Origin of the sequence: Sphingobacterium corticibacterium (genome assembly GCF_004208525.1) — a bacterium.
Taxonomy (GTDB): Bacteria; Bacteroidota; Bacteroidia; order Sphingobacteriales; family Sphingobacteriaceae; genus Sphingobacterium; species Sphingobacterium corticibacterium.
Genome location: NZ_SGIT01000001.1, coordinates 892,487 through 918,193, shown reverse-complemented (window position 1 = coordinate 918,193; position 25,707 = coordinate 892,487). Strand labels below are relative to the sequence as shown.

Here is a 25,707-nt window from a genome sequence, read left to right as displayed (position 1 = left end):
AAAGGCATTCGTATGCATATCAAAACAATATTTATGGGGCTGTTAATATTAGGTGTAGGTTGTAACCCATCACGGCAACAAGGTGAAGAACAATACGATGAATCGGATACTATGAAAATGGACACCGTTCAACAAGTGGAAAACCCATTTATTTATGTGCCGACAGAAGCCTTTTGGGAATACCAATATGACACGGTTACCCTTGATTTCAAACCTGTTAAAGTACGGGAAGTCCCAGCAGATAGCTTGACAGCCGAAGGTATTGAAACCATGATTAATCATACATGGCCAAATGTACAGGTCAGGTATATAGAAACTTTTGGCGATACGGTTTATCTCGAAATTCCCGAAAGCACCGTATTGACACAGCAAATGGGAACGGCGGGAGCAGAGCAGTTTATGGTCTCCACGACCTACTCTTTTACGGAGCTACCTGATGTACGATATGTAGCATTTGGTTTTGAGGAAGGTGATCATGCCGTGCCAGGTGTCTATAGCCGAAATTCCTGGGACAACAAATAATAAATGATAAACGGTTACTTTTCTGCGTATCGTATACTCCCCGTGATACCTAACGTCTTCTTCTCTATTATAGATGTTTCAACCGCTATTTGAAATACCTGTTCTTGTAATGGATGCAGCATATTATTCCAAGACGATGGTAGATTACGAAAATCTACCGTTAGATGAAATGGACTCGCTGCAGAGACAAACACGGGTGTAAATTCGGAATCCTTTTTTGTAGACAGTATAATGAGGCTATCCTGAACATCCTTGTAAAACCGATACAATAATTTTTCGGGTAAAGCCGCTGCTAATTGTGTATCTCCTTTCCATACGTTTTCAATAACGGGTACATGGATTTCCTGTATCTCCTTTTTTTCGACACTGTTAAAATCCGCATCATAATCATAGGTGATAATCGTATCTTGCTGTGTCGTGATATCGGAGCTGATAAATAGGTCTACATAATCGTATGAGTGGTTGACCCACATATCGGATTCGACATCCGAGAAAATAGATAAGGATCTGGTGATAAAAGGTGTTTCGGTAGGGGACAGCGTACTCCATAGCGATATAAACGTGTTATTTGTCTCTTGTTTTCGTATTTTGGAAATGACAGGAGCATCCGTCGTCAAGTGCCAATCGCCAGAAAGTGCGACATGACCGTCAGATACATCGGCAAAGAGTTGAAATGTTCCATCGGTGTGACGGTAAGCGATATGTGCTTTTGAATTTTCAGCAGGAAGAAAGTCAAAATCGCTTACGTATACCCAATTATTCATCGCTTCCCATATGGCCTGCATCACGTTGTCTTCTTCCTGTTTCGTGGCTGTTAAACGAAGCAGCAGGTATTGATCATCATACAACACGTCCGTGTTAGAAGCGAGATGGGCGAAAGATAAGCGCTGCCCGGCATCTTCCATAACCTGGACAGAATCTATACAATGTTCTTTTAAAAAAGCATCCCATTTTTCAGGTTTTGCTATTTTTTGAATCGTAAAAAATGTTAGCGGATTATCTTTCAGGGTGAAAAAATGGATTTGAGCAGGTATATGTATTCCGGATCTCCACCAGCTTTCCATATCTAATAAACCAGACGCCGGTACGATACTATCCGTCCGGCGTTTAAAGAATTGGGACATGTTGTCCAGTAATAAATCATCCACTGCGATGGATACAACAGCTTGGCTATTGGGATGTACATACTGATCAAGTGCCTGGTTTTTCCGGGATAGGTATAAGGCGATGATGGTACCGGCTGTTATAACCAGTACCACCACAAAAATCCATATTGTACGTTTCATCAATGCTGTATATTATTTATCGATCGTCTTTAACAGTTCTTGTAAAAGATATTGTAACGCATTTGTTTCTTGTTGAGGGAAATCGACTGCCATCTCTCCGGTTATTCTGCCTTTTTTGTTCCCTTGTGCAGTGATCGTGACATCACCGTATGCCGACAGATTGTTCACCAAGTGATCCCAACGCTTTATAACGGGTATTCCTAATCTATTAATCGTTTCCGGAATTTCGGAAAGATGCGTAACGGCTGTCATCGTATTGGAGAAAATCTGCTTTTTAATATGTTTGTCCCGTGAAGCCGGAAAGCGATTTGTTCGGATGGCGGAGAGTTGCTCCTCATCATTGCTTACAAATACCATGTTATCCTTAAACAGTGCATATATGATTTCATCGCTCGGCTTGTCTGCGATACGATAGATACCTTCGGTTTGTGTTACTTTCTCTTTGGATTCGCCTAGTTTCAAGATCTTTTTATAGATACGCTGGTCTGCTGAGGTAAACATCCACAAGAAAGTAGGAATATAATCATCTTTTGTCTTCTTTATCTCCTTATAATCAAAGGTGTTTTCGTCGTACTGATAGTCGATATATTCTTTTTCTACTTTTTTCATTTCATTGATGAACAGGACGTGATCGCCGCCCATAACATTCGCAATAGCTTTCTCATCCAGGGCGATTTCTAAAGCTGTTGCTACTATGCCCGCTACCTCGCCAAAGGAAAAGTACATCGTGGATCCATATAGTTGCTCCATCATGAGCGGGAAGTTCTTTAGGTAGGCCTCGGAATTGAAGTTCAACGACATATACCCAATATGCTTTTCGGGTATGTAACGTGCAAACTTACGGTTCATCTTGTTTTTGTATATGGGTTTGATCATGCGCTCCATTTCCTTATCTAAACCGAACGACCCTTGTAATTTTAGGGTATGTTTATCTTGTACTAAATTGAGTACAATGTCTTGGTATCCGTAGGCGAGTTTCTCCATTTGATTGACAAACGCATACTGCATAGTCGGCATGTAATAAGGTATGGACTGGCTGTAAAGACTCATCATATTCCTGGACCAAAAATGGACTAGGGTATTTTTCTTGTCAAACTTGTTTAAAAATTTATGTGAAGTCGCATTTTGAGCAGGGTGGAGGTAACGATCAAAATCTTGCGCAAGCCACGATGCAAAAGCAGCATTACGCAGGGAGTCATTTTTCGCATTTCGAGCCATTTCCTTTTGATAGGTGGAATCTGAATAGGTATCATAAACGGGATAATCACTGTATACGTGGGTTTCCTCGGTTTCTAGCGCAGGCGGCGGGAAATCTATATGTAAATTATCAGGAATAGTATCCACAAGGTAAGCCGTATCTACTTCGAAATCATAGGCTTGCCATGCTCTTTCGACAGTATCTGTTATCGTATAGGCAGCATCTGCAGCGGCGTCAGCCATATCTTCCACATTGGCCGTATCCGGTACTACATCATATGGGTAATCAAGCCATGTATTAGCTTTATCGTAAGTCGGTAAATCTATGCCGTATCGTTGTGCAACGGAATCAGTATCGAAATAATAACGGCGTGCGTCGCCAGTCAATATAAGAACACTGTGATCATTCCAAGCAACTTGTGTTTTTCCATCGGTACTGACGCGACGCTCATAACCCTGTGAGGCTGGAAACGGAGAAAGCTTGCTAAAGAGATTTGTTCCTATCTGATGTCCCGCCTTTAAGGGGAGAAGAATACCTGTATAGTAAGAACTATCCGTATCTGATTTGTAGATATACGCACTTCTGTCGTATGATAAGTCAAGGTCATGGATACGCTCGATCGGTACATCTTGATTGCCGATATCATCAAATGCGCCAAGCTTTTCCAATACTTCATTTATCTTTTCGAAAGAGCTATGTTTGACAATAGCTTGGTTATTGATAACCACAACAAACGATGCATTTTCGGGTACTTGTTGGATAAGATCTTGCTGTCCGTAACTGGTAGCGGCTATGGACAAACCTACTAATGTAGCAATATAACTTTTTTGAAATTTCATTTTCTATTTTACGAGTGTGATTGTGTTTGTTAGACTGGTAGATCCATTAATCAGATCGGTTGCTTTTACCTTTAAAAAGACCGCCTGTTTATTGGCAGATATTTTTGCATTTTTGTGGCTTTGGGATTGTATATTTTTGTCAAAGCGAATAATATTAGTGTAGTAGGCATCGGCAAAAAGGTCTCTATCGTCGTTTGGAACTTTAGAAAATTCCTTTGCCAAGTTTGGGGTGTACGTGTAGGAACGTGAAAATGTTTGTGAAGCACGGTCGTATTGATAGCTATTATAGCTCGTAATCTGGGTTTTGAACTGACCGGACAATGTCTTACTGAAATCATTTAAGGCCTGTACGTTTTCAAAATGGCAAGATAGTGTGGCGATATAATTTTGGAAATCAAGATTATATTGTACATCACTGATTCCTGATGTCGATTTAAGTGTTCGGACAACTTGTGCCATTTCCTGCTTAATGGTTGTTTCCGAAGGAATATCAATACCGTTAAACTGCTTCATCTTCATAAGTGAAGCAACCTTTGTACGGCTCTTGCTCAGATTTAATGTCGCTTTGATCGTACCCGCACCCTTGTGGTTCATATCAATCTGTTCAACCAAATCAAAACAGCTGCTCAGTGTTAAACAACCTATCACGAGCAATACACCCATATATTTTCTCATCGTCCTAACCGTTATCTTTCTTCATCCAAAGATAGAAATTAGTTGATAGCAAAAAATCCCTAGAATCAGGGATTTTTGCGATGTATATATATTGTAGAGATTCGTCTACTTTTTACCCCTCGTTTTTTGTCTACACGTAATCCATTTCCTTTTCAACCGCTTGCTGGGTTTGTGGCCCTACAGGTACTAACGGCAGTCGAACCGCATCTGTTGCAATAATGCCTTGTTTTTTTAGGATGTATTTCACGCCGCAGGGATTACTTTCTACAAAACATAAATCCGTGATCTTTAACAAAGTGTTATGTATGTCGCGTGCAGCGGCATAATCACCACTGGAACAGGCATGGACCAAGGTAGCCATTTTTTTAGGATAGGCATTGCCGACCACAGAAATTACACCTACAGCCCCTAACGCCATCATGGGCAACGTAACAGGGTCATCCCCCGAAATCAATAAAAAGTCTGCCGGCTTGTCACGCATAATTTCGCTGAATTGCGCAAAATTGCCCGAAGCTTCTTTGATCGCGATTATATTATCGCATGTTGTAGCCAAACGAATAGCGGTAGCCGGGGCAATATTGCTGCCTGTCCTGCCCGGCACATTGTACAATATGATCGGTAATTTCGAGACTGCGGAAATAGCTTTATAATGTTGATATATACCCTCTTGTGTAGGCTTGTTATAATAAGGAGAAACGGAGAGGATAGCACAATAGCCGTCTATATTGAATTGATCGACTTGTTTTACAATTTCCTGTGTATTATTGCCACCAATACCGGCGATTAACGGCAGGCGTCCCTCAACTCGTTTAGCCACAAATTCCCAAACCTGTTTTCGCTCCTCTGCAAGTAGTGTAGCTGTTTCACCTGTGGTGCCTAAAACAACCAAATAGTCCATACCCTCCTTGATTTGATAATCGATTAGATTGCCTAACGATTCATAATCAACTGTTCCATCTGTATTAAAAGGTGTAATCAATGCGACACCCGCTCCTCGAAGCTCATTCATGGTATTACGATATATATTATTTATGTATTCTGTTCAATCATTTCCACTATTTCTTTATCGGAGATAATGGGTATTTTCAATTTCTCTGCCTTGGCCAATTTTGATGGTCCCATTTTATCACCCGCCACCAAGTAATTCAGCTTTGCAGAGATTGAGGATAACATTTTTCCACCGTGCGATTCGATAAGCGCTGCCAACTCTTCCCTGGAAAAATCAGCAAATACACCGGAAATAAGAAATGTCTTACCCGCTAAATTATCGCCTGCCAATACAATCTCCTGTTCTTCTATCTCAAACTGCAGCCCTGTCGCCTTTAGCTTGTTAATTTCCTGTATATGCTGCTCGTCGTGAAGATAATAATAAACACTCTCCGCAATCCTTATCCCAATATCTTTCACATTGGCGATGTCCTCTATATTAGCTTTCGCTAAGTTATCCAAACTTTTGAAATGCAAAGTTAATTTTTTTGCAATAGTTTCCCCAACATGACGGATACCTAGCGCGAAGAGTACCTTTTCAAATGGTTTATTCTTCGAATTCTCTATACCTGCCAACATGTTTTCAATAGACTTTTCTCCGAATCGTTCGAGGGTTTTCAGTTCTTCCCGATGCTCCTTTAGCGAATAGATATCACTGATATTGTGTAACAGGCCGAGCGAATAAAAAGTCTCTATGGTTTCATTACCCATACCTTGTATGTCCATCATTTTTCGGCCGATAAAGTGTTGTAACTTACCGACAATTTGTGGTTTACATCCGGTTTCATTAGGGCAATAATGCACGGCTTCTCCTTCTTGTCTTACGAGTGTAGTCCCACACTCCGGACATGCTGTTGGATATACAATAGGGGAGGTGCCCACAGCACGCTTTTCATTGTTTACGCCAATTACTTTCGGAATAATTTCACCCCCTTTTTCAACGTATACTGTATCACCCTCATGCAAATCTAATCGCGCTATTTCATTAGCATTATGGAGGGAAGCCCGTTTCACGGTCGTTCCTGCCAGTAGGACAGGTTCCAAGTTAGCTACAGGGGTAACTGCGCCGGTACGACCGACTTGATAGGTGATATTCTTCAATAATGTCTCTACCCGTTCCGCTTTGTACTTATAGGAAATGGCCCAACGTGGTGATTTCGCAGTAAAACCGAGTTCTTCCTGCTGGGCGTAATCGTTCACCTTAATAACGATACCGTCGATATCATAGGTCAACTGATGACGCATCTCTTCCCAGAAGTTGATAAAAACCAGTATTTCATCTATATTCTGACACAATTTCGTATGCTCACATATGGGAAATCCCCAACTTTTAACAGCTTGTATACTATCCCAATGACTGTCGAAAATTCGGTTTCGTTGGTCGGCATACAAAAAATAGAGAAAACAATCTAGTGGACGCTTAGCAACTTCTTTCGGATCTTGTAATTTTATGGTGCCCGACGCAAAATTGCGTGGGTTCGCATAGGTTTGTTCACCGTTCTCTTCCCGTTTCTTATTTAGCCTTTCGAAAGCCGCGTGATGCATAAATATTTCGCCGCGTATTTCAAACAGGTCGGGGTAGCTATTCTTCTTCAAGGAATGGGGAATACTCCGGATTGTTTTGACGTTATTGGTAACTTCATCGCCCTGTGTCCCATCACCGCGGGTTACAGCGCGGACGAGCTTACCTTGCTCATACGTGATGGAAATCGAAAGGCCATCAAACTTTAGTTCACAGACGTACTGTACATGATCTCCCACAATCTTGCGTACACGTTCGTCAAAATCACGCAATTCCTGTTCATTATAGGTATTTCCTAACGATAGCATCGGCCACCGATGTTTTATGGTATTGAATTTATGCGTAATATCTCCGCCTACTTTTTGGGTGGGAGAGTTGGGATCCTTAAATTGCGGATATTGTTTCTCTAGCTCCTCTAATTCTTTCAGCTTGATGTCAAAATCGTAATCGGATATAAGGGAATTAGCCAACACATAATATTGATAATTATATTCGTTGAGCTCTTGTGTCAGCTGCGTTATTTTTTCCTGAATATCTGCAAACATAGTGGACAAAACTAGATAAATTTAGGTGTATGCGCAAAATTAAACATCAATAAAAATCTCTGTTATTCAATTGCGAAAACTTCCGTATCTTATTTACATAAAAATCCCAAATAATAGACTTTTTATATAATCCGGTTTGGTTTTCTTTTGTGGCATAGCGTTTCCTCTTTTTAGCAGTCTTAAAGAGGTTGATAAAAAGGTATTGATGTGCTCTACTGATGGCCCAGGCATCACGTGGCTTACCATCCATCAGAAACTTAATCAAGGCCAGCAAATCTAGCCACAAACGTACAAATATAACCCACCAGCAGGCGAAAAATCCCGCATTCTTTTGCACCATCAACAGATTATTACGGAAGTTGAGGTAGGTCTTTTTAGGATTGCTCGTTTTTAATGTTCCCCCACCTACATGGTATACGGTAGAATTAGCCACGTATCCTATACGATAGCCCATCCGCTTAAGTCGCCAGCACAAGTCGATTTCTTCCATATGGGCAAAAAAATCGTCATCGAAGCCGCCAGATTCTCGCCATACATCGGCGCGGATAAATAAAGCGGCACCTGTCGCCCAGAAAATTTCCCGATTATCATTGTATTGCTGCTGATTTTGTTCCACCTCGTGGAGTATTCTGCCCCGGCAGAAAGGATAGCCCAGTGAGTCGATAAATCCACCGGCGGCACCGGCATGTTCGAAGGTAGTCTTGTCATGATAGGCGAGAATTTTGGGTTGCGCGGCGACCATACCCGGTTCGGTTTCTAAATAATGAATCACCGGTTCTATCCAATTCGGCGTGACTTCGACATCGGAATTTAAAAGGACATAGTAATCTGCTTCCACATACCGTAATATCTCATTATATCCACCAGCGAAACCGTAGTTCTGATCGTTTTTAATAATTTTGATAGAGGGATACGTCTGGCGGACAAAGGCTACAGAATCATCTGTAGAACCATTGTCTCCAATAATAAACTCGATATTAGGATAGGTGCTATTATATACATAGGGAAGAAATTTCTCTAAGAAAAACTTCCCGTTCCAGTTCAAGATAACAACGGCGACTTTGGGATAATGTGTCATATTCTGCGTTTTCTTTTCCAACGTCTATGTGTCCACAGCCAATATTCTGGCTGTTCTTTAATAATTTGTTCCGTAAAACGATTATGCAGCTGTGTGATTTCATGCGTCTGATAATCGTCTGGGTGTTCTACCAAAGTGGTGAATTTACAAAAATAATGCCCGCGCTTTTCCTTGCGTCCAATATGGCAATAAACAATCGGATTTTTAGTTAATCGAGCAATACGTTCGGTACCGGTATACACCAATGTTTCCTGATGTAAGAATTCCATGAAATAGTCAGAATCTTGATACGTTGGTGTTTGGTCGGCGACAAACATACTGATATGTGGGGTGTTTTTTAATCGTACGATATGACGCAAAATTTGTTTCATGGGAACCATGATCGCTCCGAAACGGCTACGCAGTCCATTGTAAACCTCGTTGAAAGCTTTGTCATTAAGCGGTTTATAAATTACCAGCCGGGGATGATCTGTCATGAGCGATAAGCGATATATGCCCAATTCCCAATTTCCGTAATGTGCCGTTACACCGATAACACCCTTATTTTGCGCAAAATGTCGATATACCTCTTCCGGATTAAGGAGCTCTATACGTCGTAATACCTGCTTCGCAGACATCGTTCGCATTTTAACCGCTTCAACCACTAAATCTGGAAAAAAGCGATAGAATTTCTTGGCTACCTGATACCGCTCGCCGTCCGATTTTTCCGGAAAAGCATTTTTTAAATTGTCCAAGACCACATCTTTGCGATATCGAATAATATAGAAAAGAAGATAGTACAACCCATCGGATATACCATACAATACCCAGAAAGGTAATAACGAGAGTATATATAGGGATACATCTATGCTTTTTTTCTTCATGAATACGGTCAATTCTCCAGAATAAGTTACAAATTTATATAAATCTCCGCTGCCAATAGGAACTTATTTTTAGCGGAAATTCCTGAAATAAGTTTAAATTTGTCTAAATTAGTTAAAATACATGGAATCACAGTTGCTTTTACCGGCTTTTTATTTACCTCCTGTCAGTTATTTTCATATTATCCAACAAAGTGAACAGCCACTTATAGTGGAACGATTTGAACATTTCCCTAAGCAGACGTATAGGACGCGGGCCAAGATAGCAACAGCAAATGGTGTTTTAGATCTTATAGTTCCCATTATACACGGGAGAAAAGAGCATGTTCCGATGAAAGATATTCGGATTAATTATGACTTTAACTGGCAACGTTTACACTGGCTAAGTATCCAGACGGCCTATCGTAGTTCGGCTTATTTTGAATATTATGAGGATGATTTTGTGCGATTTTACGAACAAAAGCATGATTTTCTATTCGATTTTAATATCGAGCAATTACAGCTGCTTCTGAAGTGCATGAAAATAAACCGTTCCTTGGGATTCACGGAGACGTATACATCTCGCGTAGAGCACTTGGACTATAGGGAGGCTATTCATCCGAAGAAACCTAGTCTTTTAATGAACCCTGAACCATACTATCAGGTGTTTAAAGATAAGCATGGCTTTTTGCCGGATCTCAGTGTGGTAGATCTGTTGTTTAATCAAGGGCCGCAAAGTAAAAGTTACTTATAGTCCCCTCGCAAAACATTTCAGAGTGGTTGATTGTTCTAAAGACAGATATATCCGTTTCATGAGAATTTTGTTGACCTTTGTTTTGCTCTGTACAGGCTGTTTTTTAGTATCCGCACAAACAGATGCAGATAGTTTGCACTATCGTAAGATTTACTATATGGGTGGAACAGGGCTTTCTTTTCCATTGGGGAAATCAAAGAACGTACTGGGAACAAAGCTGTTTTCAGGAAGCGCCGGACTCGATATTGCTTTAAAAGACAGTCGTTATTTTCTTAGCCCTACGCTTTACATGTTGACATTTCGTTATGATCAACAACAAGCAGATCCGAAATACAACTATATGATAGAGAATGGTCGGACGAATTTCTATATGCTGAGTCTGGCGGCGGGAAGAAGACATCAATATAGACGGCTAAATACCTTTGCGTATATTGGGCCGGTAGCGGGATTGATAGTGGAACCTAGAGGGAATGTCGTAAATGAACAATTCCGAATGTCTAATAAATATTCATTGACAGCGGCTGCAAAGATTGGAATGGGCGCTGATTACAAATTTCCTGGTTTTTTCATTGGCGGAGAAATAGGGTATATGTACAATTTTAGAAAAATGGAGGGAAATTCTATACAGTTCTTAACGGTTATGGTTGGATTAAAATCTGATATCACCAGTTTAAGTGAAAAAGTCACAGGCGTCATTGGCATTGATACCTATAAAGATTAATATCTATCTATTACGCCGTAAATTATCTTATTTTAGCCAAGTTTTCTTAATTTCATCATTCAATACAAAATTATACTATGAGACTTTTGATTTTACTTTTTATATCGATAGGGATTGGCTCTATAGGCTATACACAGGAGATTCGCTATGAAACGGTTGAAAATATAAGCTATGTCGATGAAACGGCATCAGATTATGCGAAAGAACAATGTAAATTGGATATACATTATCCTGCTTCAGGTGATAATGTACCGGTTGTACTCTGGTTTCATGGTGGCGGATTGACGGGCGGTGGAAAAGAAATACCTACGTTTTTAAAAGAAAAGGGTCTTGTGGTCGTCGGTGTAGGCTATAGATTTTCCCCGAAGGTGAAGGTAGAAGATATCATTCGGGATGCAGCAAAGGCAACATCCTTTGTGATGAAAAATGCCCGTAAATACAACGGAGATATCGATAAAATGTTTATTTCTGGTCATTCGGCAGGCGGTTACCTCGCGCTGATGCTAACGTTGAACAAGACGTATTTAGCGGCAGAAGGCGTGGATGCGGACCAATTTGCCGGAATTATTCCATTCAGTGCACAGACCATTACGCATTTTACAGCGCGTAACGAGCAGGGTATCAAGGAGGAGCAGCCAACGATTGACGAGTTAGCACCCTTGTTTTGGGTACGGAAGGATGCTCCTCCCATCGTATTGCTGACGGGTGACCGTGAATTGGAAATGCTCGGCCGTTATGAAGAAAATGCCTACTTAAAACGGATGCTATCCATTGTTGGACACAAGCACACCACACTTCTCGAGTTCCAAGGATATAATCATGGCATGGTGTACCCTGGTCTTCCTATTTTACTTCAGGAAATAAAGCGGTTGTCCGATCTGCGTCGGTAATCTCCCGAATCACCCGGCAGGGATTTCCTGCCGCAACCACATTTTCGGGGATATTTTTGGTAACCACCGATCCCGAGCCGATCACTGTATTTTTCCCAATGGTCACACCGGGATTTATGACGGTATGCCCACCAATCCAGACGTTATCACCAATAGCGATAGGTTTGGCAAATTCCCAACCGGCTGTACGAGGCTCTGGATGTACTGGATGCCCGGCAGTGAAAAGTGATACATTTGGACCTATCATCACATTGTCACCAATATAGACAGGCGCACAATCCAGAATGATCAGATTGTAATTCGCATAGAAATTGTCTCCCAGATATATATTGTAACCGTAATCACAACGAAACGGAGGCTCGATAAAAAAACGGCTGGTGGTTTTGCCAAATAGCTTTTTTAAAATTTGATTTCGTGCTTTTATTTTGGACGGTTCGAGATTGTTATACTGAAAAAGTTGTTCTTTGGCATATTGCCGTTCTTCCATTAACTCTTTTCCCATTGCTTGGTAAAACTCCCCCGCAATCATTTTTTCTTTTTCTGTTTTCTTCATTTTAATTAAATGTACGTATTTTTTCTGCTTTTTAAGAATTGATGCCTGAAAGAGAGGTATTCCATAAAATTCGTTAATTTTGAAAGAAAACAGCAAACATGATATTAGAACAAATAGAGCCCAAACCGGTTTGGCAATATTTTGAAGCGTTAAATGCCATTCCCCGGGCATCGAAGAAGGAAGAGCATGTTATTCAGTTTATGTTGGATTTCGGCGCCCGTTTAGGATTGGATACGATACAAGATAAGGTGGGCAATGTGATTATCCGTAAAGCGGCTACTGCTGGTATGGAAACCCGCAAGACGGTTGTATTACAATCTCATTTAGATATGGTGCATCAGAAGAATAACGATACGGATTTTGATTTTGACACGCAGGGAATCTCTATGTTTATAGAAAACGGATGGGTGAAAGCACATGGTACGACATTGGGTGCAGATAATGGTATAGGTGTAGCGGCAATCATGGCGGTTCTAGCATCAGAATCTATTCCTCACCCTGCTATTGAAGCCCTGTTTACTATAGATGAAGAAACGGGAATGACAGGCGCAAAAGGATTGCAGGGTAGTCTGCTAGAAGGTGAGGTGCTGTTGAATCTTGATACTGAAGACGATAATGAAATCGACATTGGTTGTGCTGGTGGGGTGGATGTGACGGCTCGTCGTACATATATACCGGAAACAAGTGCGGCTGATTTGGTTTACTATAGGCTAACCGTGAAAGGGTTGCATGGCGGACATTCAGGGATGGAAATCCATAAAGGATTGGGTAATGCTAATAAAATAATTAACCGTTTGTTGTATAGCTTATTACCGTTGGATATCCGGTTGTCTAGTATTGATGGGGGAGGATTACGCAATGCTATCCCAAGAGAGAGTATGGCCATCTTCGCTGCCGAAGAAACAACAACGGAACTGCTTTTATCGGTAATAGAACAAGAAAGCGCAGCGATAAAGCAAGAATTTGCAACCGTGGATGAGCATCTTGAAATTGTGCTGGAACGTTATGAAACGTCATCTGATGACGTGTTACCGATAGCGGTGCAGACAAAATTGATTCAAACGCTCTATGCTACGCCAAATGGTGTTTATCGCATGAGTGCTGATTTCGATAATCTGGTGGAAACGTCCAATAATATAGCGCGTGTCAAGATAGGGAAGGGAAAGATTTCTGTCAAATGTCTCACGCGTTCTTCGGTGGAATCATCAAAAGTTGATTTAGCAAATACCTTAAAATGTTGCTTCGAACTAATGGATGCGGAGGTTACCTTCTCCGGTGACTATCCGGGCTGGACACCAAACCCCGATTCGAAAATCCTGGACGTGCTCCGATCAACCTACACGAGTTTATTCGGCGAAGAACCCCATGTTGTCGCTTGCCATGCCGGGTTGGAATGCGGGATATTAGGGAGTCATTATCCGGAGATGGACATGATCTCTTTTGGCCCGACGATTTTAGGAGCACATTCTCCACAAGAGCGTGTATCCATATCGTCCGTTCAGAAGTTTTGGACGTTTTTATTGGAGATCTTGAAGGAGATTCCAATGAAATAACACGATTATAATGCTAAAAAGACGAAAGAAAGTTTCCTTGGTGCTGGGAGGAGGTGGTGCTCGAGGTATCGCCCATATTGGTGTTATCCAATGGTTGGAAGAGCAGGGTTACGAAATTGACGAAATTGTTGGCTGTTCCATCGGCGCGCTCGTGGGTGGTGCATACGCTAGTAATCGCCTGCATGAACTAGGAGAATGGATGAAAACGCTGACCCGGGGACAGGTTTTCAAATTAATGGATTTTACCAATCCACGCTATGGTCTGTTGAAAGGTGAGCGCGTTTTGAACACGTTGCATGAGGTGTTTGATGACGTCAACATAGAGGATCTGGCGTTAACCTATACGGCTGTCGCCACTGATCTGGAAAATGAACGGGAAGTGGTGTTCCGCGAAGGAAGTATTTATGCAGCAATACGGGCATCTATCGCTATTCCAGGGGTTTTTACTGCGGTAGCCGCGGAGAATAGTTTTTTAGTGGATGGAGGGGTTTTAAACCCACTGCCACTTAATCATGTAGCTAAAAAAAGAAACTTAACCATTGCCGTAAACTTGGATGGGATGCCTATTAAAGATAAAACAACTGTCACCCAAAATTTTACGGCGCGAACGTTATTGTTTGCATCGTATTATGCGATGAGACGTCAATTAAGCACCTTGATGTTAGCACTTCATGAGCCCGATTACACCGTCTCTGTGCCACATAATGCTGCCGATATATGGGAATTTCACCGTTCTGCTGAATTGATCGATATGGGGTACGAATTAGCACGCAGCGCAATTAAACCTCGTCCATAAATTCGTTGATCACCCGATTAAATTCTTCTGGTGCTTCCAGATTGGGTAAATGTCCACATGCGGCAATTTCTTTAAATCGGGCATTTGGAATAGCCTCTTCTAAATCCTTCATATCCTGGGCGGAAGTAATCCGGTCGTCACTACCGCGGATCAGGAGCGTGGGAACGCTGATGTCTTTTAAGGTGTCGCTGGTGTCTGTTCTAGCAGCTAGTGCCAACAATGTAGAACAGATGCTCCGCACGCTGTTTCGGCGAATGGCACTTTTAATATACTCGACTGCTTCCAGTTTTTCTTGTATACTATCTGCTGAAAATACATTTTCTACGAAACCAATAGAGAATGGTCGGCGTCCGTGGTTAAGGACGGCTTGTATGCTATCAAATCGCTTTTGTTTTCCGGCGTTGGTATCCGCTTTGCTGTGCGTATCGGCTAAAATGAGACCCGATATCTTTTCGGGAAATAGTTGGTAGCCACGCAGCGCAATATATCCACCCATGGAAATGCCACATAACGTCGCTTGTTCGACATCCAGTTTCTCCATAAATACCCTTATATCTTTTGCAAAAACATCGATGGAAAAAAAGCTATGTCCGCTCGTTGAGAGACCATGTCCACGAATATCTAATGCAATTCCCGTAATATCTTCAGGCAATGCCTGCAATTGGTCGCGCCACATATTTTTATTAAAGGGGAACCCATGTAAAAATATAATGGTTTTGGATGACGTAGTCGTTGATTTTTTAATATAATAGGAGATACTGATATCTCCAATGCGGATTTTATTGCTTTTTATTAAGCGTTCGGTCATGTTGATAAATTTAATACGAATGTAATTATTTTTTAATCAGCAATATACATACCATTGCTACATTTAGTGTATCTTTTTTCTCAAAATAATTTGGAAAACAGGAAAAAGTGGCGATATTTGCATCACCAAAAACAACAAACAATTGTTGTTATCGACATAAAAAGTCCGCGCTTGTAGCTTAATTGGATAGAGCACCTGACTACGGATCAGGAGGTTAGGGGTTCGACTCCCTTCAAGCGCACTTTTTTCTTACCTTGATTATCTTTATTTTATATTTCAGAATCGAGTTTACGCCGCGTCCTTTGTATTTTTTACAAGACCTATCCCCGAGAAGAAAAAGATCAACGCAATAGCACCAATAACAATCAGTGATATGTAGTCGGTATTTTGATTAATCAGTTCGTAGCCCGTGTAGATTAATCCAATAATACCTAAAATAGTTAGTATCGTTCCAAATATCCGTTTTACATTCATGGTTTCGTTTTTTGATATTTAAACAATATTTATGCCCGAAAGGTTTTTATCGCTAGATGATAAAACGAAAACCTAACGGTAATTTTTTCCAAAAATAGTTGATAGCACCATATGCTGCCTGCTTCTGCATTGGATCCGATTGGTTTTGGTATTTTATAGTGGAAAGATATCATTTAAGTTTTTATGTAATAATTCGCCCGTAATTTGACGTTGCAATTCGGGGAAGCTCTCCTTATTCGCAAAGACACTAAACTTACCGTTACTTAACAAAGTAATTGAATCACAAGTTTCGGCTAATGAACCAAAAATATGGGAAGATAGGATCACCGTCCTGTCTTTAGAACGTAAACGGTGGATAATATCTGTTAAAAAAAGACTGCTTTGAAAATCCAGCCCATTATAAGGTTCGTCGAGAATATATATATGATTATTTTGCAATAGTACGCCCAAAATCCCCAGCTTCTTTTTCATACCAGTCGAATAACTGCTTACATATTGATCTAACGGTAGGTCAAAAATATTCTGCTTGTTGAGGTTCTGCGGTTTTTTATTACGGGCTTCCATCAGTAATGCAAGATATTCTTTACCGGTAATTTTAGGAAGAAAAAAGATTTCGGAAGGGAGATAGCCGATGTGGTCTTTGAGTGGCTGAAGGTCAGCGGTAATATGCCCGTCATATTTTTCCATTCCCGCTAGGCAACGGAAAAATGTAGTCTTACCGGCGCCGTTAGCGCCCACAATTCCATAAACTTTTCCTGGTAAAAAATCGATATGTAAATCTTTTAAAATCTGATGTTTGCCATAAGATTTATGTAGGTTGCGGATAGTAATCATAAATATTGTTTTAGGTTTTGAATAGCATTTTTATAATAATAAGGGTAGGCTGCTACTAAAAGTATGGGGAGCATGACGATGATCATACATGCAATAGTTTCCGTTATTCCGATACGACGTGGATAAGCGGCATATTTCATCAATATTACGAGTATGAGCAACAATAGTCCACTAACCCAACAAAGAATTCCCCAAAGAAATATGGGCATACCAAATAGCAGCAATAATAAGATGAATGGTGCAATTAATAGGCTTAATTGGATACTTCCTGTACGTATTTTATATGTAATAAAACGGGATGCTGACAGCGCGTTATTCCATACGATATATTCATCTTCGATAATGTCGTAAGCGCCTAAAGCGATCAGAACAGTAATCCCTAATAATACTACTGGAAGATTAATATTTTCAAAATATAAACTTATAACCGCAAGCGCATAACAGATAATCAATAACAACCAAAGGCGACGGAATAAAATAATAAACTCAAATGCGGAACTACGAAAGGGGGTTGGTATATTTCGGGTTGCTATCCTTTTAATGGAAATAATGGTAAATATCATACCCAATAAAAGAAGGAGTATGACTAGCAACCACTCCCTTCCATAAATAGCTATGGGTATAAAGGGCAGAATACAACCTATATTTTCAGCAAATCTTATGGTCAAGAACCCTTGTCTTGTATATATATTTTTAAGAAAATCGGTTCTGTCCCTATTGGCTAGCTTGTATAATAGGGAAATAGATACATACCCGAGTATCCAAGGAGCATACTGCGGGTATTTTATCGCAACGGCAAACAAGGCAATGTATAATAACAGGCATAGCAATAGACCGACTATAAACGGAAACCCTATATCTTCTATTTGGCGTCGGAAAATAGCATATTGCAGACGAAAGTAGTATTTCATTGTTCTTATTTTAATTGCCTAAAATAGCAAGTTAAAAAACATCTACCAAGACCATCGTCCGATCTAAAATGCAAAGTATAGTAAAAAAAAAGCACCGGAATACTCCGATGCTTATGCTCATCATGCAATACTCATTACTGATAGCCTAACAACTTCATCACCTGTTTAGAATTCTGCTCTTCTCCAAAAACTTCAAAATTGAATGTCTCATCGCGGTTTCTACGGATCAGCACATGCTTAGGCGAAGGTAGCAAACAATGATGTATACCACCATAACCGCTTAACACATCTTGATAAGCGCCCGTGTGGAAAAACCCAACGTATTGTACCTTACGGGTTTTCGGCATAAAAATAGAATCCATATGCGCTTCCTGATTGTAATAATCTTGTCCGTCACAAGTAATACCGCCTAACGTGACACGCTCGTATTCCGAATCCCAGTTATTTATAGGCAAGAGGATATATTTTTGGTTTAACGCCCAGACATCCGGCAGATTGGTAATAAAAGAACCATCAATCATAAACCATTTTTCCCGGTCATTTTGCTGTTTACGCCCCAATACTTTATACAAAATACCGGACGCTTCTGCTACCGTATATTTACCGAACTCGGTAATAATATCGGGTTCCATTACCTCATGATGTGCACAGATCTGTTTGATGCGATTAATGATTTCGTTTACCATATATTCATAATCGAAATCATGTACTAAAGAATCTTTAAACGGCATGCCTCCGCCGATATCAAGGGTATCGAGGTCTGGGTTTACTTTTTTAAATTTACAGTATAACGTCACGTATTTCTCCAGCTCATTCCAGTAATACGGTGTATCGGAAATACCGGAGTTGATAAAGAAATGTAATAGTTTGACCTTGAAATTTGGATTGTTTACAATTTTATTGTTATAAAAATCGATAACATCTTCCGACCGTATACCCAACCGAGATGTATAGAATTGTGAATCTGGCTGTTCCTCCGATGCGATGCGGATACCAAGCGCACAAGGCTCGTCCAGCTCGATCTCATCATCATACAAATTAAACTCTTCTTTGTTATCCAGGACAGGAATAATATTTTTAAATCCATCGTGGATCATATCAATGATATACTGCTTATATTGGTAGGTCTTGAAGCCATTACAGATTACGGTAATATCCTTACTGACCGTTCCGGCACGCTCTAGAGCATCAATCATCGGCATATCAAAAGCAGATGACGTCTCCAAATGGATGTCATTTTTCAGCGCTTCTTCAACGATATGTTTGAAGTGTGAAGATTTTGTACAATAACAGTATTTATAAGTTCCTCGGTAGTCATTCTTTAGAATGGCTGTTTGGAACAAAATTTTTGCTTGTTGAATTTTTTTGCTGACGATAGGTAAATAGGTAAAACGCAATGGTGTGCCATACGTCTCTATCATCTCCATCAAATTCAGATCGTGGAAGTACAATTCGTCGTCGATAACTTCGAACCCGTCTTGTGGAAAACCAACACTTAAGTCAAGAAATTCCTGATAGCTTTGCATTTTTTATTATTTTTGGCAAAGATATACTTTCATGATGAATACCTTGCTATCGAAGGTTTAATTTTTAACATTCATTATCAGATAGTTACAAAAATTACGAAATAATTACATGGCTAATTCTATTCAACAGACTTTAATTGCGCAGACTATTCGCGCCGTGCAGGAGCTTTATAGTGCGGATATTCCTTCCGCACAGATAACGCTACAGGAAACTCGGAAAGAGTTTGAGGGGCATATCACGGTTGTCGTTTTTCCTGTAACACGTTTCTCCAAGAAATCTCCTGAGCAGACAGGTGCAGATATCGGGGAATGGTTAAAAGCAAACGTTCGAGAAATTGCTGACTTCAACGTGATTAAGGGCTTTTTAAATATTAGTCTTTCCAATCAATATTGGATAACACTGGTCAATACGGCATTGGTAGCCCCGACTTTTGGATCTTTCCCTGCTAATGGAAAGAAACTCATGGTGGAGTATAGTTCTCCCAACACCAACAAACCGCTTCACCTAGGACATATACGTAACAACTTATTAGGTTACTCGATTGCGGAGATCTTAAAAGCTTATGGCTATGATGTCGTGAAAGCCAATCTTGTCAATGATCGTGGTATCCACATTTGTAAGTCGATGCTCGCTTGGCAAAAATATGGAAATGGCGAAACACCCGCTTCTTCCGGACTGAAAGGTGATCATCTGGTCGGAAAATACTACGTTATCTTCGATAAAGAATACAAGAAGGAAATTGACGCTTTGAAAGAGCAGGAGCAAACGGAAGAGGAGGCGAAAAAGAATGCCCCGTTGATAAAAGAAGCGCAGGCAATGTTGCAAAAATGGGAAGCTAACGACGAAGACGTTATCGCGTTATGGAAGACGATGAATGGTTGGGTATACGAAGGTTTCGAACAAACCTATAAGCAATTGGGGGTAGATTTTGATAAGTTTTATTATGAATCGAACACCTATCTGCTCGGTAAGGATATTATTCAGGAAGGGTTGGACAAAGGTGTTTTCTTCCGGAAAGAAGACAACTCCGTTTGGATTGATTTAACAGATGAAGGGCTGGACCAGAAATTGGTGTTACGGGGAGACGGCACATCGGTATATATTACGCAGGATTTAGGCACTGCTCAGCTAAAATATGACGAGTTCAAAATGAACGAGTCGATTTATGTGGTCGGTAATGAGCAGGATTATCATTTTAAGGTGTTATTTCTCATTTTGAAGAAATTAGGAAAATCTTGGGCTGAAGGCTTGTACCATTTATCCTACGGTATGGTTGACTTGCCTTCAGGAAAAATGAAATCTAGGGAAGGAACGGTGGTGGATGCCGATGATTTGATGGCAGAAATGTTGGAAACTGCCAAAATGCGTACCGAAGAATTAGGCAAAACCGAGGGGTTAGGAGAGGAGGAAAAGTCCTCACTGTACAATACTATCGGCATGGGGGCATTAAAATACTTTTTGTTGAAAGTGGATCCTAAAAAGCGATTATTATTTGATCCTAATGAGTCTGTTGATTTTCAAGGCCATACCGGACCATTTATTCAATACACCCATGCACGTATTAAGTCGGTGCTCCGTAAAGCCTCTTTTGACGCATCTGTTTCTTTAGGAAATCCTTCTGAGCTGTCTGTCTATGAACAAGATTTAATACAATCATTAAGTCGCTATCCCGAAGTGTTGGAAGCCTCAGCGAAAGAGTTTTCGCCCGCCCAACTGGCGAATTATGCTTATGAGTTAGCCAAGTTATACAACAAGTTTTATCACGAGGAAAGTATTCTAAAAGCTGAGGATGAAACCGTGAAAAACTTCCGTTTACACTTGTCGGCCATAGCCGCACGGATTATTTCGGAATGTATGCGGTTGCTAGGAATTGAAGTGCCCGAAAGGATGTAAACAACAGGAAGATCAACACTATGCAAAAAAAATATAAAATAGGATTAATTGGATTTTCGATAGGAGGACAAGTCTTTCATGCACCTTTCATTGTTGGAAATCCATCCTTGGAATTGTATAAAGTAACGGCTCGAAAACCCGAGCAACAGCAAATTTTAACGAACAAATATCCCTCGGCGATAGCCGTATCGACCGTAGATGAAATCATAGATGATCCGCTGGTGGACATTGTGGTGGTGGCAACTTCCAATGACGTGCATTTTTCACTAACGAAACGTGCGTTAGAAGCAGGAAAGCATGTTGTCGTGGAAAAACCCTTCACGAATACCACGGCGGAAGCGGATGAACTGATTGCGCTTGCAAAGGAAAAGGGATGTGTGTTAACCGTGCATCACAATGCACGCTTTCATTCTGATTTTAAGACGGTTAAAAAAGTAATACACAGTAATAGATTAGGTTCGGTGGTCAATTATCAAGCGCGTTATGATCGTTTTAGAAACTTCCTGCGCGAGGGAGCTTGGCGGGAGCAAGATTTGCCGGGTTCTGGTATTCACTATGACTTGGGCGCACATTTGATAGATCAGGCGTTGCAACTATTCGGAAAACCCGATGCCGTCTTTGCAGATCTGCGCAAACAACGCGAACATGCTAAAGCCATAGACGATTTTGAATTTATTTTAAGTTATCCGACGCGTAAAATTTCGTTATTTGGACAGATGCTAGCCAAAGAGTCAACACCCCGGTTCGCGATATATGGCCTACAGGGTTCTTTTGTGAAGCCGGGCGTAGATCCACAGGAGGAAAAGTTACGCAATGGGGCGCTCCCGCACAAGATCGACAATTGGGGCGTGGAAGATGAATCCACCTATGGAAGATTAAATGTGATCGAAAATCGACAAGATGTACGCGAGACTATCCCCAGTGAAAAAGGCACTGGGCAGGACTTCTACCGAAATCTGGTGGAGGTATTGGACGGTGATGCCGAACTCCTGATAACACCACAACAAGCAAGAGACGTTATCCGTATTCTAGAAGCGGCGGAACAATCTTGGACCGAGCAACGCGTAATTTCGCTGAAAGAACAACTCATCGCTTATTGATTTTCCAAAAGTATCACTTTTTCTCTATCATCTTGTAACCCTATAACCACATCACCTTGAAAAATTACGACGCAATTATCATCGGTGCAGGGGCTTGTGGCCTCATGTGTGCCGCGCAAGCGGGCCTATTGGGGAAGCAGACATTGATACTGGAAAAAAATGACAAACCCGGAGCCAAGATATTGATATCGGGTGGCGGCCGTTGCAACTATACGAATCTCTACACGGAACCAGATAATTTTGTAACCGAAAATTTATCTTTTTTACACGAGGCTTTCTCCCAATGGACAGTGCAGGATACCATTTCCTTTTTTGATACATTTGGCGGGATTCAGGGCGAGGAAAAAACACTTGGTCAACTTTTCCCCAAATCAAATAAAGCCAAAGATATTGTGGCTGTGTTTACCAAACTACTCTATGAAACTGGACAGGATATTTGGTTGCATACCGAAGTAAAATCCGTCAGGAGGCAAGGAGAGGGGTATGCTGTATCTTTTGTAAGGGAAGGAAACGAACAACATCTTTTTTGTAAGAAAGTAGTTTTCGCTTCCGGAGGTTTACCAGTTGCTAAATTGGGGGCCTCCGATTTTGCCCTACGAACAGCGCGTCAATTCCGTTTGTCTGTTGTGACCACGGCGCCTGCACTCGTTCCACTAACTATTACCGGAAAAGAGGCGATTTGGTATGCTTCACTAGCGGGGAACAGTGTTTTTGCAAGGGTTTATAATGATAAGATCAGTTTTGAGGAAAATATTCTTTTTACGCATTGGGGATTGAGTGGCCCTGCTATTTTACAAATATCGTCGTATTGGCGTGCAGGGGAGACCTTCACGATAGACCTTCTCCCTAAATTCCGTTTAGAGGAGCTGATCAAAAATGAGCGAACAGTAGGAGGGAAACGAACGGTAGGGCAACTACTGAACGATTATTTTACAAAAAAGATAGTAGAAGCCATGGGGAAATATCTTCCAGTTGATCTGAAGATTGCATCATTAAGCAAGGCAGATGCTAAATTAATATATGATACTATACATAAATTCGTGGTTAAACCGGCAGGTGATAAGGGTTATGATAGAGCCGAAGTGATGCGAGGTGGTGTGTCCACCAATGAACTCCATCCACGTACGCTGGAAGCAAAAACGCAGTCAGGGCTTTATTTCGGAGGCGAAGCAGTGGATATCACAGGCTGGCTGGGTGGTTATAATTTTCAATGGGCTTGGGCATCAGGCTATCTGATTGCACAGGATTTATAATTTTCTTACCTTTGCACCGAAGCAAACCGGTTCTATCGCTGTCTTGCCCTTAGGCGGGAGAGAGGAAAGTCCGGGCAATATAGAGCAACACGCTTCCTAACGGGAAGGCTCTTATGTGAATAAGAGACAGAAAGTGCCACAGAAAAAATACCGCTACGACGTTTGTCGCAGTAAGGGTGAAAACGTGAGGTAAGAGCTCACGGTCTTGTATGGTGACATGCATTACGGTAAACCTCGTGTGTTGAAAGACCAAATAGGTTGCGAACCTCGAAGGCTGCTCGTCTTCTCCCGACTTGTCGGGATTCGTAATGGGTAGGTTGATGGAGCTTGTATGTGAATGCAAGCCTAGATAAATGATAGAAATCCAAAATAATTCGGATACAGAACCCGGCTTATAAGGTTTGCTTCTTTTTTTTTAATAAAGATACTTATATTAGTTATTCACCAAGTTAAACATATAAATGGCGACAATCTTAATCATCGACGATGAACGTCCTATAAGGAGCTCGTTACGCGATATTTTGGAATATGAAGATTACAAAGTACTGGATGCCGATAACGGGTTTGATGGATTAGATATTCTGAAAAAAGAGAAAATCGACCTCGTTCTTTGTGATATCAAGATGAACAAAATGGACGGCATGGAGGTTCTGACGGAGGCGCAAGGTATCAGCGATACGCCTTTCATCATGATTTCCGGTCATGGTACTATCGAGACTGCTGTAGAGGCTGCGCGCAAAGGAGCTTTTGACTTTTTGGAAAAGCCACTTGATCTCAATAGACTGCTGATCACAGTTCGTAATGCACTGGAAAAAGGGGTGTTGGTAAAAGAAACCAAGGTTCTAAAGAAAAAAGTTTCTAAAACCAAGGAAATACTTGGCGAATCATCAACAATCAGTATTATAAAAGAAACCATCGATCGGGTAGCGCCTACAGAAGCACGGGTTTTAATAACCGGAGAGAATGGTTCTGGAAAGGAACTGGTTGCACATTGGCTTCATGAAAAATCTGCTCGTGCAAGTTCTCCGTTAATAGAGGTAAACTGTGCTGCGATTCCTTCCGAACTCATCGAGTCTGAATTGTTTGGACATGAAAAAGGTTCATTTACGTCTGCCGTAAAGCAACGCATCGGAAAGTTCGAACAAGCTAATGGTGGTACGTTATTTTTAGATGAAATTGGTGATATGAGCCTTTCGGCGCAAGCTAAGGTGTTGCGGGCGCTACAGGAAAACAAAATAACACGTGTAGGTGGAGAAAAGGAAATCGATGTGAATGTCCGCGTTATCGCTGCAACAAACAAGGACCTATTGAAAGAAATCGAGAACGGTAATTTTAGGATGGACCTTTACCACCGTTTAAGTGTAATCTTAATTCATGTCCCATCCCTAAAACAACGTTCAGCGGATATTCCGATTATCGCCTCCAGTTTCTGTGAAGAAATATGCGGGGGGTATAATACACCGATAAAAGAAATTACAGAGGGAGCAATGCGAGCTTTACAAGCCTTACCCTGGACTGGAAATATCCGCGAACTGCGGAATATGATCGAGCGGTTGATTATACTGAGTGATAAGAAAATTACGGAAAGAGAAGTAGCGTTGTATGCAAATCCCACAAATAACCATATAGCAGAAGGCGACAATCAAGTGTCGAAGACGGGGCAGGGATTGTATTTTGATAAATTTGAATCTTTTCAAGATTTTAAAGATCATGCTGAAAGAGAATTTATCAACTTTAAATTGGATAAAAATGGTTGGAACGTTTCAAAGACAGCCGATGATATTGGGATACAACGCAGTCATCTATACCATAAAATTGAAAAGTTTGGATTAAAGCGTGCAGATTAGCACACATGACAAAAGAGCGGTGGAAAAGATGTCCACCGCTTTTTTAATCATTGAATTTTCGCTTTTGTCTCCTATAGAGTACAATAATAATAAGTAGAAGTATAACCGCCCCCACGATAATTGCTGCCGTCGGCGATGTTTCCTGCCCCTCCGTAGGGATGTCTTGAATAATAAACCCCATCTTTCTCATAACTTAAATATTTAAAAAAACACAATTGAGATAATATAATGTTTTCCCTTTTAAATAACAAACATATAGATGCAAAGATGAGGCCTTTTTTGTTAAAGTATGTTAAATAAAT

Annotated in this window: 24 protein-coding genes, 1 tRNA gene and 1 other RNA gene; 12 read left to right on the top strand and 14 right to left on the bottom strand. The window is 40.9% G+C overall.

Translation table 11 applies throughout. The annotated features are described in order from the left end of the window. Positions 1–33: 33 nt before the first annotated feature. Positions 34–522 carry a hypothetical protein gene (locus EWE74_RS03865; RefSeq protein ID WP_206365129.1) on the top strand — a complete coding sequence of 163 codons (489 nt, stop codon included), beginning with the start codon at positions 34–36 and terminating at the stop codon, positions 520–522. Positions 523–536: 14 nt separating this feature from the next. On the opposite strand, the gene EWE74_RS03860 is transcribed toward EWE74_RS03865, so the two are convergent. From EWE74_RS03860 to EWE74_RS03830, 7 genes are all read right to left on the bottom strand, one after another. Then, positions 537–1,808 (bottom strand): hypothetical protein, encoded by a 1,272-nt coding sequence (locus EWE74_RS03860; protein WP_130140191.1) that lies wholly within the window; start codon positions 1,806–1,808, stop codon positions 537–539. Positions 1,809–1,820: 12 nt separating this feature from the next. Further along, positions 1,821–3,845, bottom strand: coding sequence for a hypothetical protein (locus EWE74_RS03855; protein ID WP_130140190.1), 2,025 nt, complete (start codon positions 3,843–3,845; stop codon positions 1,821–1,823). A gap of 3 nt (positions 3,846–3,848) precedes the next feature. Continuing rightward, positions 3,849–4,520, bottom strand: coding sequence for a hypothetical protein (locus tag EWE74_RS03850; protein ID WP_130140189.1), 672 nt, complete (start codon positions 4,518–4,520; stop codon positions 3,849–3,851). A 130-nt stretch (positions 4,521–4,650) separates the two neighbouring features. Then, positions 4,651–5,529, bottom strand: a complete 879-nt coding sequence (gene dapA, locus EWE74_RS03845; RefSeq protein WP_130140188.1) for a 4-hydroxy-tetrahydrodipicolinate synthase — start codon at positions 5,527–5,529, stop codon at positions 4,651–4,653. 20 nt (positions 5,530–5,549) lie between these two features. Continuing rightward, positions 5,550–7,574 (bottom strand): NAD-dependent DNA ligase LigA, encoded by a 2,025-nt coding sequence (gene ligA, locus EWE74_RS03840; RefSeq protein ID WP_130140187.1) that lies wholly within the window; start codon positions 7,572–7,574, stop codon positions 5,550–5,552. A gap of 46 nt (positions 7,575–7,620) precedes the next feature. After that, complete coding sequence (locus EWE74_RS03835) at positions 7,621–8,652, bottom strand: glycosyltransferase family 2 protein (RefSeq protein ID WP_130140186.1); 1,032 nt, start codon at positions 8,650–8,652, stop codon at positions 7,621–7,623. Further along, complete coding sequence (locus EWE74_RS03830; RefSeq protein WP_130140185.1) at positions 8,649–9,515, bottom strand: lysophospholipid acyltransferase family protein; 867 nt, start codon at positions 9,513–9,515, stop codon at positions 8,649–8,651. Before EWE74_RS03830 ends, EWE74_RS03835 begins: the two co-directional genes overlap by 4 nt. A gap of 121 nt (positions 9,516–9,636) precedes the next feature. On the opposite strand from EWE74_RS03830, the gene EWE74_RS03825 reads away from it, so the two are divergent. From EWE74_RS03825 to EWE74_RS03815, 3 genes are all read left to right on the top strand, one after another. Next, positions 9,637–10,245 carry a WbqC family protein gene (locus EWE74_RS03825; RefSeq protein WP_130140184.1) on the top strand — a complete coding sequence of 203 codons (609 nt, stop codon included), beginning with the start codon at positions 9,637–9,639 and terminating at the stop codon, positions 10,243–10,245. 58 nt (positions 10,246–10,303) lie between these two features. Continuing rightward, the gene (locus EWE74_RS03820; protein ID WP_130140183.1) at positions 10,304–10,966 is read left to right on the top strand and encodes a hypothetical protein; all 663 of its coding nucleotides are present in this window, start codon (positions 10,304–10,306) and stop codon (positions 10,964–10,966) included. A 77-nt stretch (positions 10,967–11,043) separates the two neighbouring features. Beyond that, complete coding sequence (locus EWE74_RS03815) at positions 11,044–11,856, top strand: alpha/beta hydrolase (RefSeq protein WP_130140182.1); 813 nt, start codon at positions 11,044–11,046, stop codon at positions 11,854–11,856. Here the strand turns inward: EWE74_RS03815 and EWE74_RS03810 are convergent. Next, positions 11,810–12,409, bottom strand: a complete 600-nt coding sequence (locus tag EWE74_RS03810; RefSeq protein ID WP_130140181.1) for a sugar O-acetyltransferase — start codon at positions 12,407–12,409, stop codon at positions 11,810–11,812. The two genes, EWE74_RS03815 and EWE74_RS03810, sit on opposite strands and share 47 nt — an antisense overlap. A 98-nt stretch (positions 12,410–12,507) precedes the next feature. Between EWE74_RS03810 and EWE74_RS03805 the strand changes: the two genes are divergently transcribed. Beyond that, the gene (locus EWE74_RS03805; RefSeq protein ID WP_130140180.1) at positions 12,508–13,962 is read left to right on the top strand and encodes an aminoacyl-histidine dipeptidase; all 1,455 of its coding nucleotides are present in this window, start codon (positions 12,508–12,510) and stop codon (positions 13,960–13,962) included. Positions 13,963–13,972: 10 nt separating this feature from the next. Further along, positions 13,973–14,758, top strand: coding sequence for a patatin-like phospholipase family protein (locus EWE74_RS03800; RefSeq protein ID WP_130140179.1), 786 nt, complete (start codon positions 13,973–13,975; stop codon positions 14,756–14,758). On the opposite strand, the gene EWE74_RS03795 is transcribed toward EWE74_RS03800, so the two are convergent. Beyond that, positions 14,742–15,566, bottom strand: a complete 825-nt coding sequence (locus EWE74_RS03795) for an alpha/beta fold hydrolase (RefSeq protein ID WP_130140178.1) — start codon at positions 15,564–15,566, stop codon at positions 14,742–14,744. The two genes, EWE74_RS03800 and EWE74_RS03795, sit on opposite strands and share 17 nt — an antisense overlap. Positions 15,567–15,733: 167 nt before the next feature. Here EWE74_RS03795 and EWE74_RS03790 point away from each other — a divergent pair. Then, positions 15,734–15,807, top strand: a tRNA-Arg gene (locus EWE74_RS03790). 47 nt (positions 15,808–15,854) lie between these two features. On the opposite strand, the gene EWE74_RS03785 is transcribed toward EWE74_RS03790, so the two are convergent. The 4 genes from EWE74_RS03785 to EWE74_RS03770 form a co-directional block, all read right to left on the bottom strand. Continuing rightward, positions 15,855–16,040: a hypothetical protein gene (locus tag EWE74_RS03785; protein ID WP_130140177.1), complete on the bottom strand. Its 186-nt coding sequence runs from the start codon at positions 16,038–16,040 to the stop codon at positions 15,855–15,857. Positions 16,041–16,193: 153 nt separating this feature from the next. Continuing rightward, complete coding sequence (locus EWE74_RS03780; RefSeq protein WP_130140176.1) at positions 16,194–16,874, bottom strand: ABC transporter ATP-binding protein; 681 nt, start codon at positions 16,872–16,874, stop codon at positions 16,194–16,196. Continuing rightward, positions 16,871–17,785 carry a hypothetical protein gene (locus EWE74_RS03775; RefSeq protein WP_130140175.1) on the bottom strand — a complete coding sequence of 305 codons (915 nt, stop codon included), beginning with the start codon at positions 17,783–17,785 and terminating at the stop codon, positions 16,871–16,873. The genes EWE74_RS03780 and EWE74_RS03775 overlap by 4 nt, the downstream gene beginning before the upstream one ends. A 134-nt stretch (positions 17,786–17,919) precedes the next feature. Then, positions 17,920–19,311: an arginine decarboxylase gene (locus tag EWE74_RS03770; protein ID WP_130140174.1), complete on the bottom strand. Its 1,392-nt coding sequence runs from the start codon at positions 19,309–19,311 to the stop codon at positions 17,920–17,922. Between the two features lie 109 nt (positions 19,312–19,420). Here EWE74_RS03770 and argS point away from each other — a divergent pair, with 109 nt between their 5' ends. From argS to EWE74_RS03745, 5 genes are all read left to right on the top strand, one after another. Continuing rightward, positions 19,421–21,205 carry an arginine--tRNA ligase gene (gene argS / locus EWE74_RS03765; RefSeq protein ID WP_130140173.1) on the top strand — a complete coding sequence of 595 codons (1,785 nt, stop codon included), beginning with the start codon at positions 19,421–19,423 and terminating at the stop codon, positions 21,203–21,205. 20 nt (positions 21,206–21,225) lie between these two features. Then, a complete protein-coding gene (locus EWE74_RS03760; RefSeq protein ID WP_130140172.1) occupies positions 21,226–22,305 on the top strand; it encodes a Gfo/Idh/MocA family oxidoreductase in 1,080 nt (359 codons plus the stop codon). 56 nt (positions 22,306–22,361) lie between these two features. After that, complete coding sequence (locus EWE74_RS03755; RefSeq protein WP_262708705.1) at positions 22,362–23,558, top strand: BaiN/RdsA family NAD(P)/FAD-dependent oxidoreductase; 1,197 nt, start codon at positions 22,362–22,364, stop codon at positions 23,556–23,558. A 19-nt stretch (positions 23,559–23,577) separates the two neighbouring features. Continuing rightward, positions 23,578–23,969, top strand: an RNA gene (gene rnpB / locus EWE74_RS03750) — RNase P RNA component class A. 50 nt (positions 23,970–24,019) lie between these two features. Next, positions 24,020–25,405 (top strand): sigma-54-dependent transcriptional regulator, encoded by a 1,386-nt coding sequence (locus EWE74_RS03745; protein ID WP_130140171.1) that lies wholly within the window; start codon positions 24,020–24,022, stop codon positions 25,403–25,405. 43 nt (positions 25,406–25,448) lie between these two features. Here the strand turns inward: EWE74_RS03745 and EWE74_RS03740 are convergent, their stop codons facing one another. After that, positions 25,449–25,595: an LPXTG cell wall anchor domain-containing protein gene (locus EWE74_RS03740; RefSeq protein WP_130140170.1), complete on the bottom strand. Its 147-nt coding sequence runs from the start codon at positions 25,593–25,595 to the stop codon at positions 25,449–25,451. Between the last annotated feature and the right edge of the window lie 112 nt (positions 25,596–25,707).

What these genes read in the sequence shown, in the direction of transcription:
- EWE74_RS03865 (WP_206365129.1), top strand. Translation starts at nt 34, where the DNA reads ATGGGGCTGTTAATATTAGGTGTAGGTTGTAACCCATCACGGCAACAA.
- EWE74_RS03860 (WP_130140191.1), bottom strand. Translation starts at nt 1,808, where the DNA reads ATGAAACGTACAATATGGATTTTTGTGGTGGTACTGGTTATAACAGCC.
- EWE74_RS03855 (WP_130140190.1), bottom strand. Translation starts at nt 3,845, where the DNA reads ATGAAATTTCAAAAAAGTTATATTGCTACATTAGTAGGTTTGTCCATA.
- EWE74_RS03850 (WP_130140189.1), bottom strand. Translation starts at nt 4,520, where the DNA reads ATGAGAAAATATATGGGTGTATTGCTCGTGATAGGTTGTTTAACACTG.
- dapA (WP_130140188.1), bottom strand. Translation starts at nt 5,529, where the DNA reads ATGAATGAGCTTCGAGGAGCGGGTGTCGCATTGATTACACCTTTTAAT.
- ligA (WP_130140187.1), bottom strand. Translation starts at nt 7,574, where the DNA reads ATGTTTGCAGATATTCAGGAAAAAATAACGCAGCTGACACAAGAGCTC.
- EWE74_RS03835 (WP_130140186.1), bottom strand. Translation starts at nt 8,652, where the DNA reads ATGACACATTATCCCAAAGTCGCCGTTGTTATCTTGAACTGGAACGGG.
- EWE74_RS03830 (WP_130140185.1), bottom strand. Translation starts at nt 9,515, where the DNA reads ATGAAGAAAAAAAGCATAGATGTATCCCTATATATACTCTCGTTATTA.
- EWE74_RS03825 (WP_130140184.1), top strand. Translation starts at nt 9,637, where the DNA reads ATGGAATCACAGTTGCTTTTACCGGCTTTTTATTTACCTCCTGTCAGT.
- EWE74_RS03820 (WP_130140183.1), top strand. Translation starts at nt 10,304, where the DNA reads ATGAGAATTTTGTTGACCTTTGTTTTGCTCTGTACAGGCTGTTTTTTA.
- EWE74_RS03815 (WP_130140182.1), top strand. Translation starts at nt 11,044, where the DNA reads ATGAGACTTTTGATTTTACTTTTTATATCGATAGGGATTGGCTCTATA.
- EWE74_RS03810 (WP_130140181.1), bottom strand. Translation starts at nt 12,409, where the DNA reads ATGAAGAAAACAGAAAAAGAAAAAATGATTGCGGGGGAGTTTTACCAA.
- EWE74_RS03805 (WP_130140180.1), top strand. Translation starts at nt 12,508, where the DNA reads ATGATATTAGAACAAATAGAGCCCAAACCGGTTTGGCAATATTTTGAA.
- EWE74_RS03800 (WP_130140179.1), top strand. Translation starts at nt 13,973, where the DNA reads ATGCTAAAAAGACGAAAGAAAGTTTCCTTGGTGCTGGGAGGAGGTGGT.
- EWE74_RS03795 (WP_130140178.1), bottom strand. Translation starts at nt 15,566, where the DNA reads ATGACCGAACGCTTAATAAAAAGCAATAAAATCCGCATTGGAGATATC.
- EWE74_RS03785 (WP_130140177.1), bottom strand. Translation starts at nt 16,040, where the DNA reads ATGAATGTAAAACGGATATTTGGAACGATACTAACTATTTTAGGTATT.
- EWE74_RS03780 (WP_130140176.1), bottom strand. Translation starts at nt 16,874, where the DNA reads ATGATTACTATCCGCAACCTACATAAATCTTATGGCAAACATCAGATT.
- EWE74_RS03775 (WP_130140175.1), bottom strand. Translation starts at nt 17,785, where the DNA reads ATGAAATACTACTTTCGTCTGCAATATGCTATTTTCCGACGCCAAATA.
- EWE74_RS03770 (WP_130140174.1), bottom strand. Translation starts at nt 19,311, where the DNA reads ATGCAAAGCTATCAGGAATTTCTTGACTTAAGTGTTGGTTTTCCACAA.
- argS (WP_130140173.1), top strand. Translation starts at nt 19,421, where the DNA reads ATGGCTAATTCTATTCAACAGACTTTAATTGCGCAGACTATTCGCGCC.
- EWE74_RS03760 (WP_130140172.1), top strand. Translation starts at nt 21,226, where the DNA reads ATGCAAAAAAAATATAAAATAGGATTAATTGGATTTTCGATAGGAGGA.
- EWE74_RS03745 (WP_130140171.1), top strand. Translation starts at nt 24,020, where the DNA reads ATGGCGACAATCTTAATCATCGACGATGAACGTCCTATAAGGAGCTCG.
- EWE74_RS03740 (WP_130140170.1), bottom strand. Translation starts at nt 25,595, where the DNA reads ATGAGAAAGATGGGGTTTATTATTCAAGACATCCCTACGGAGGGGCAG.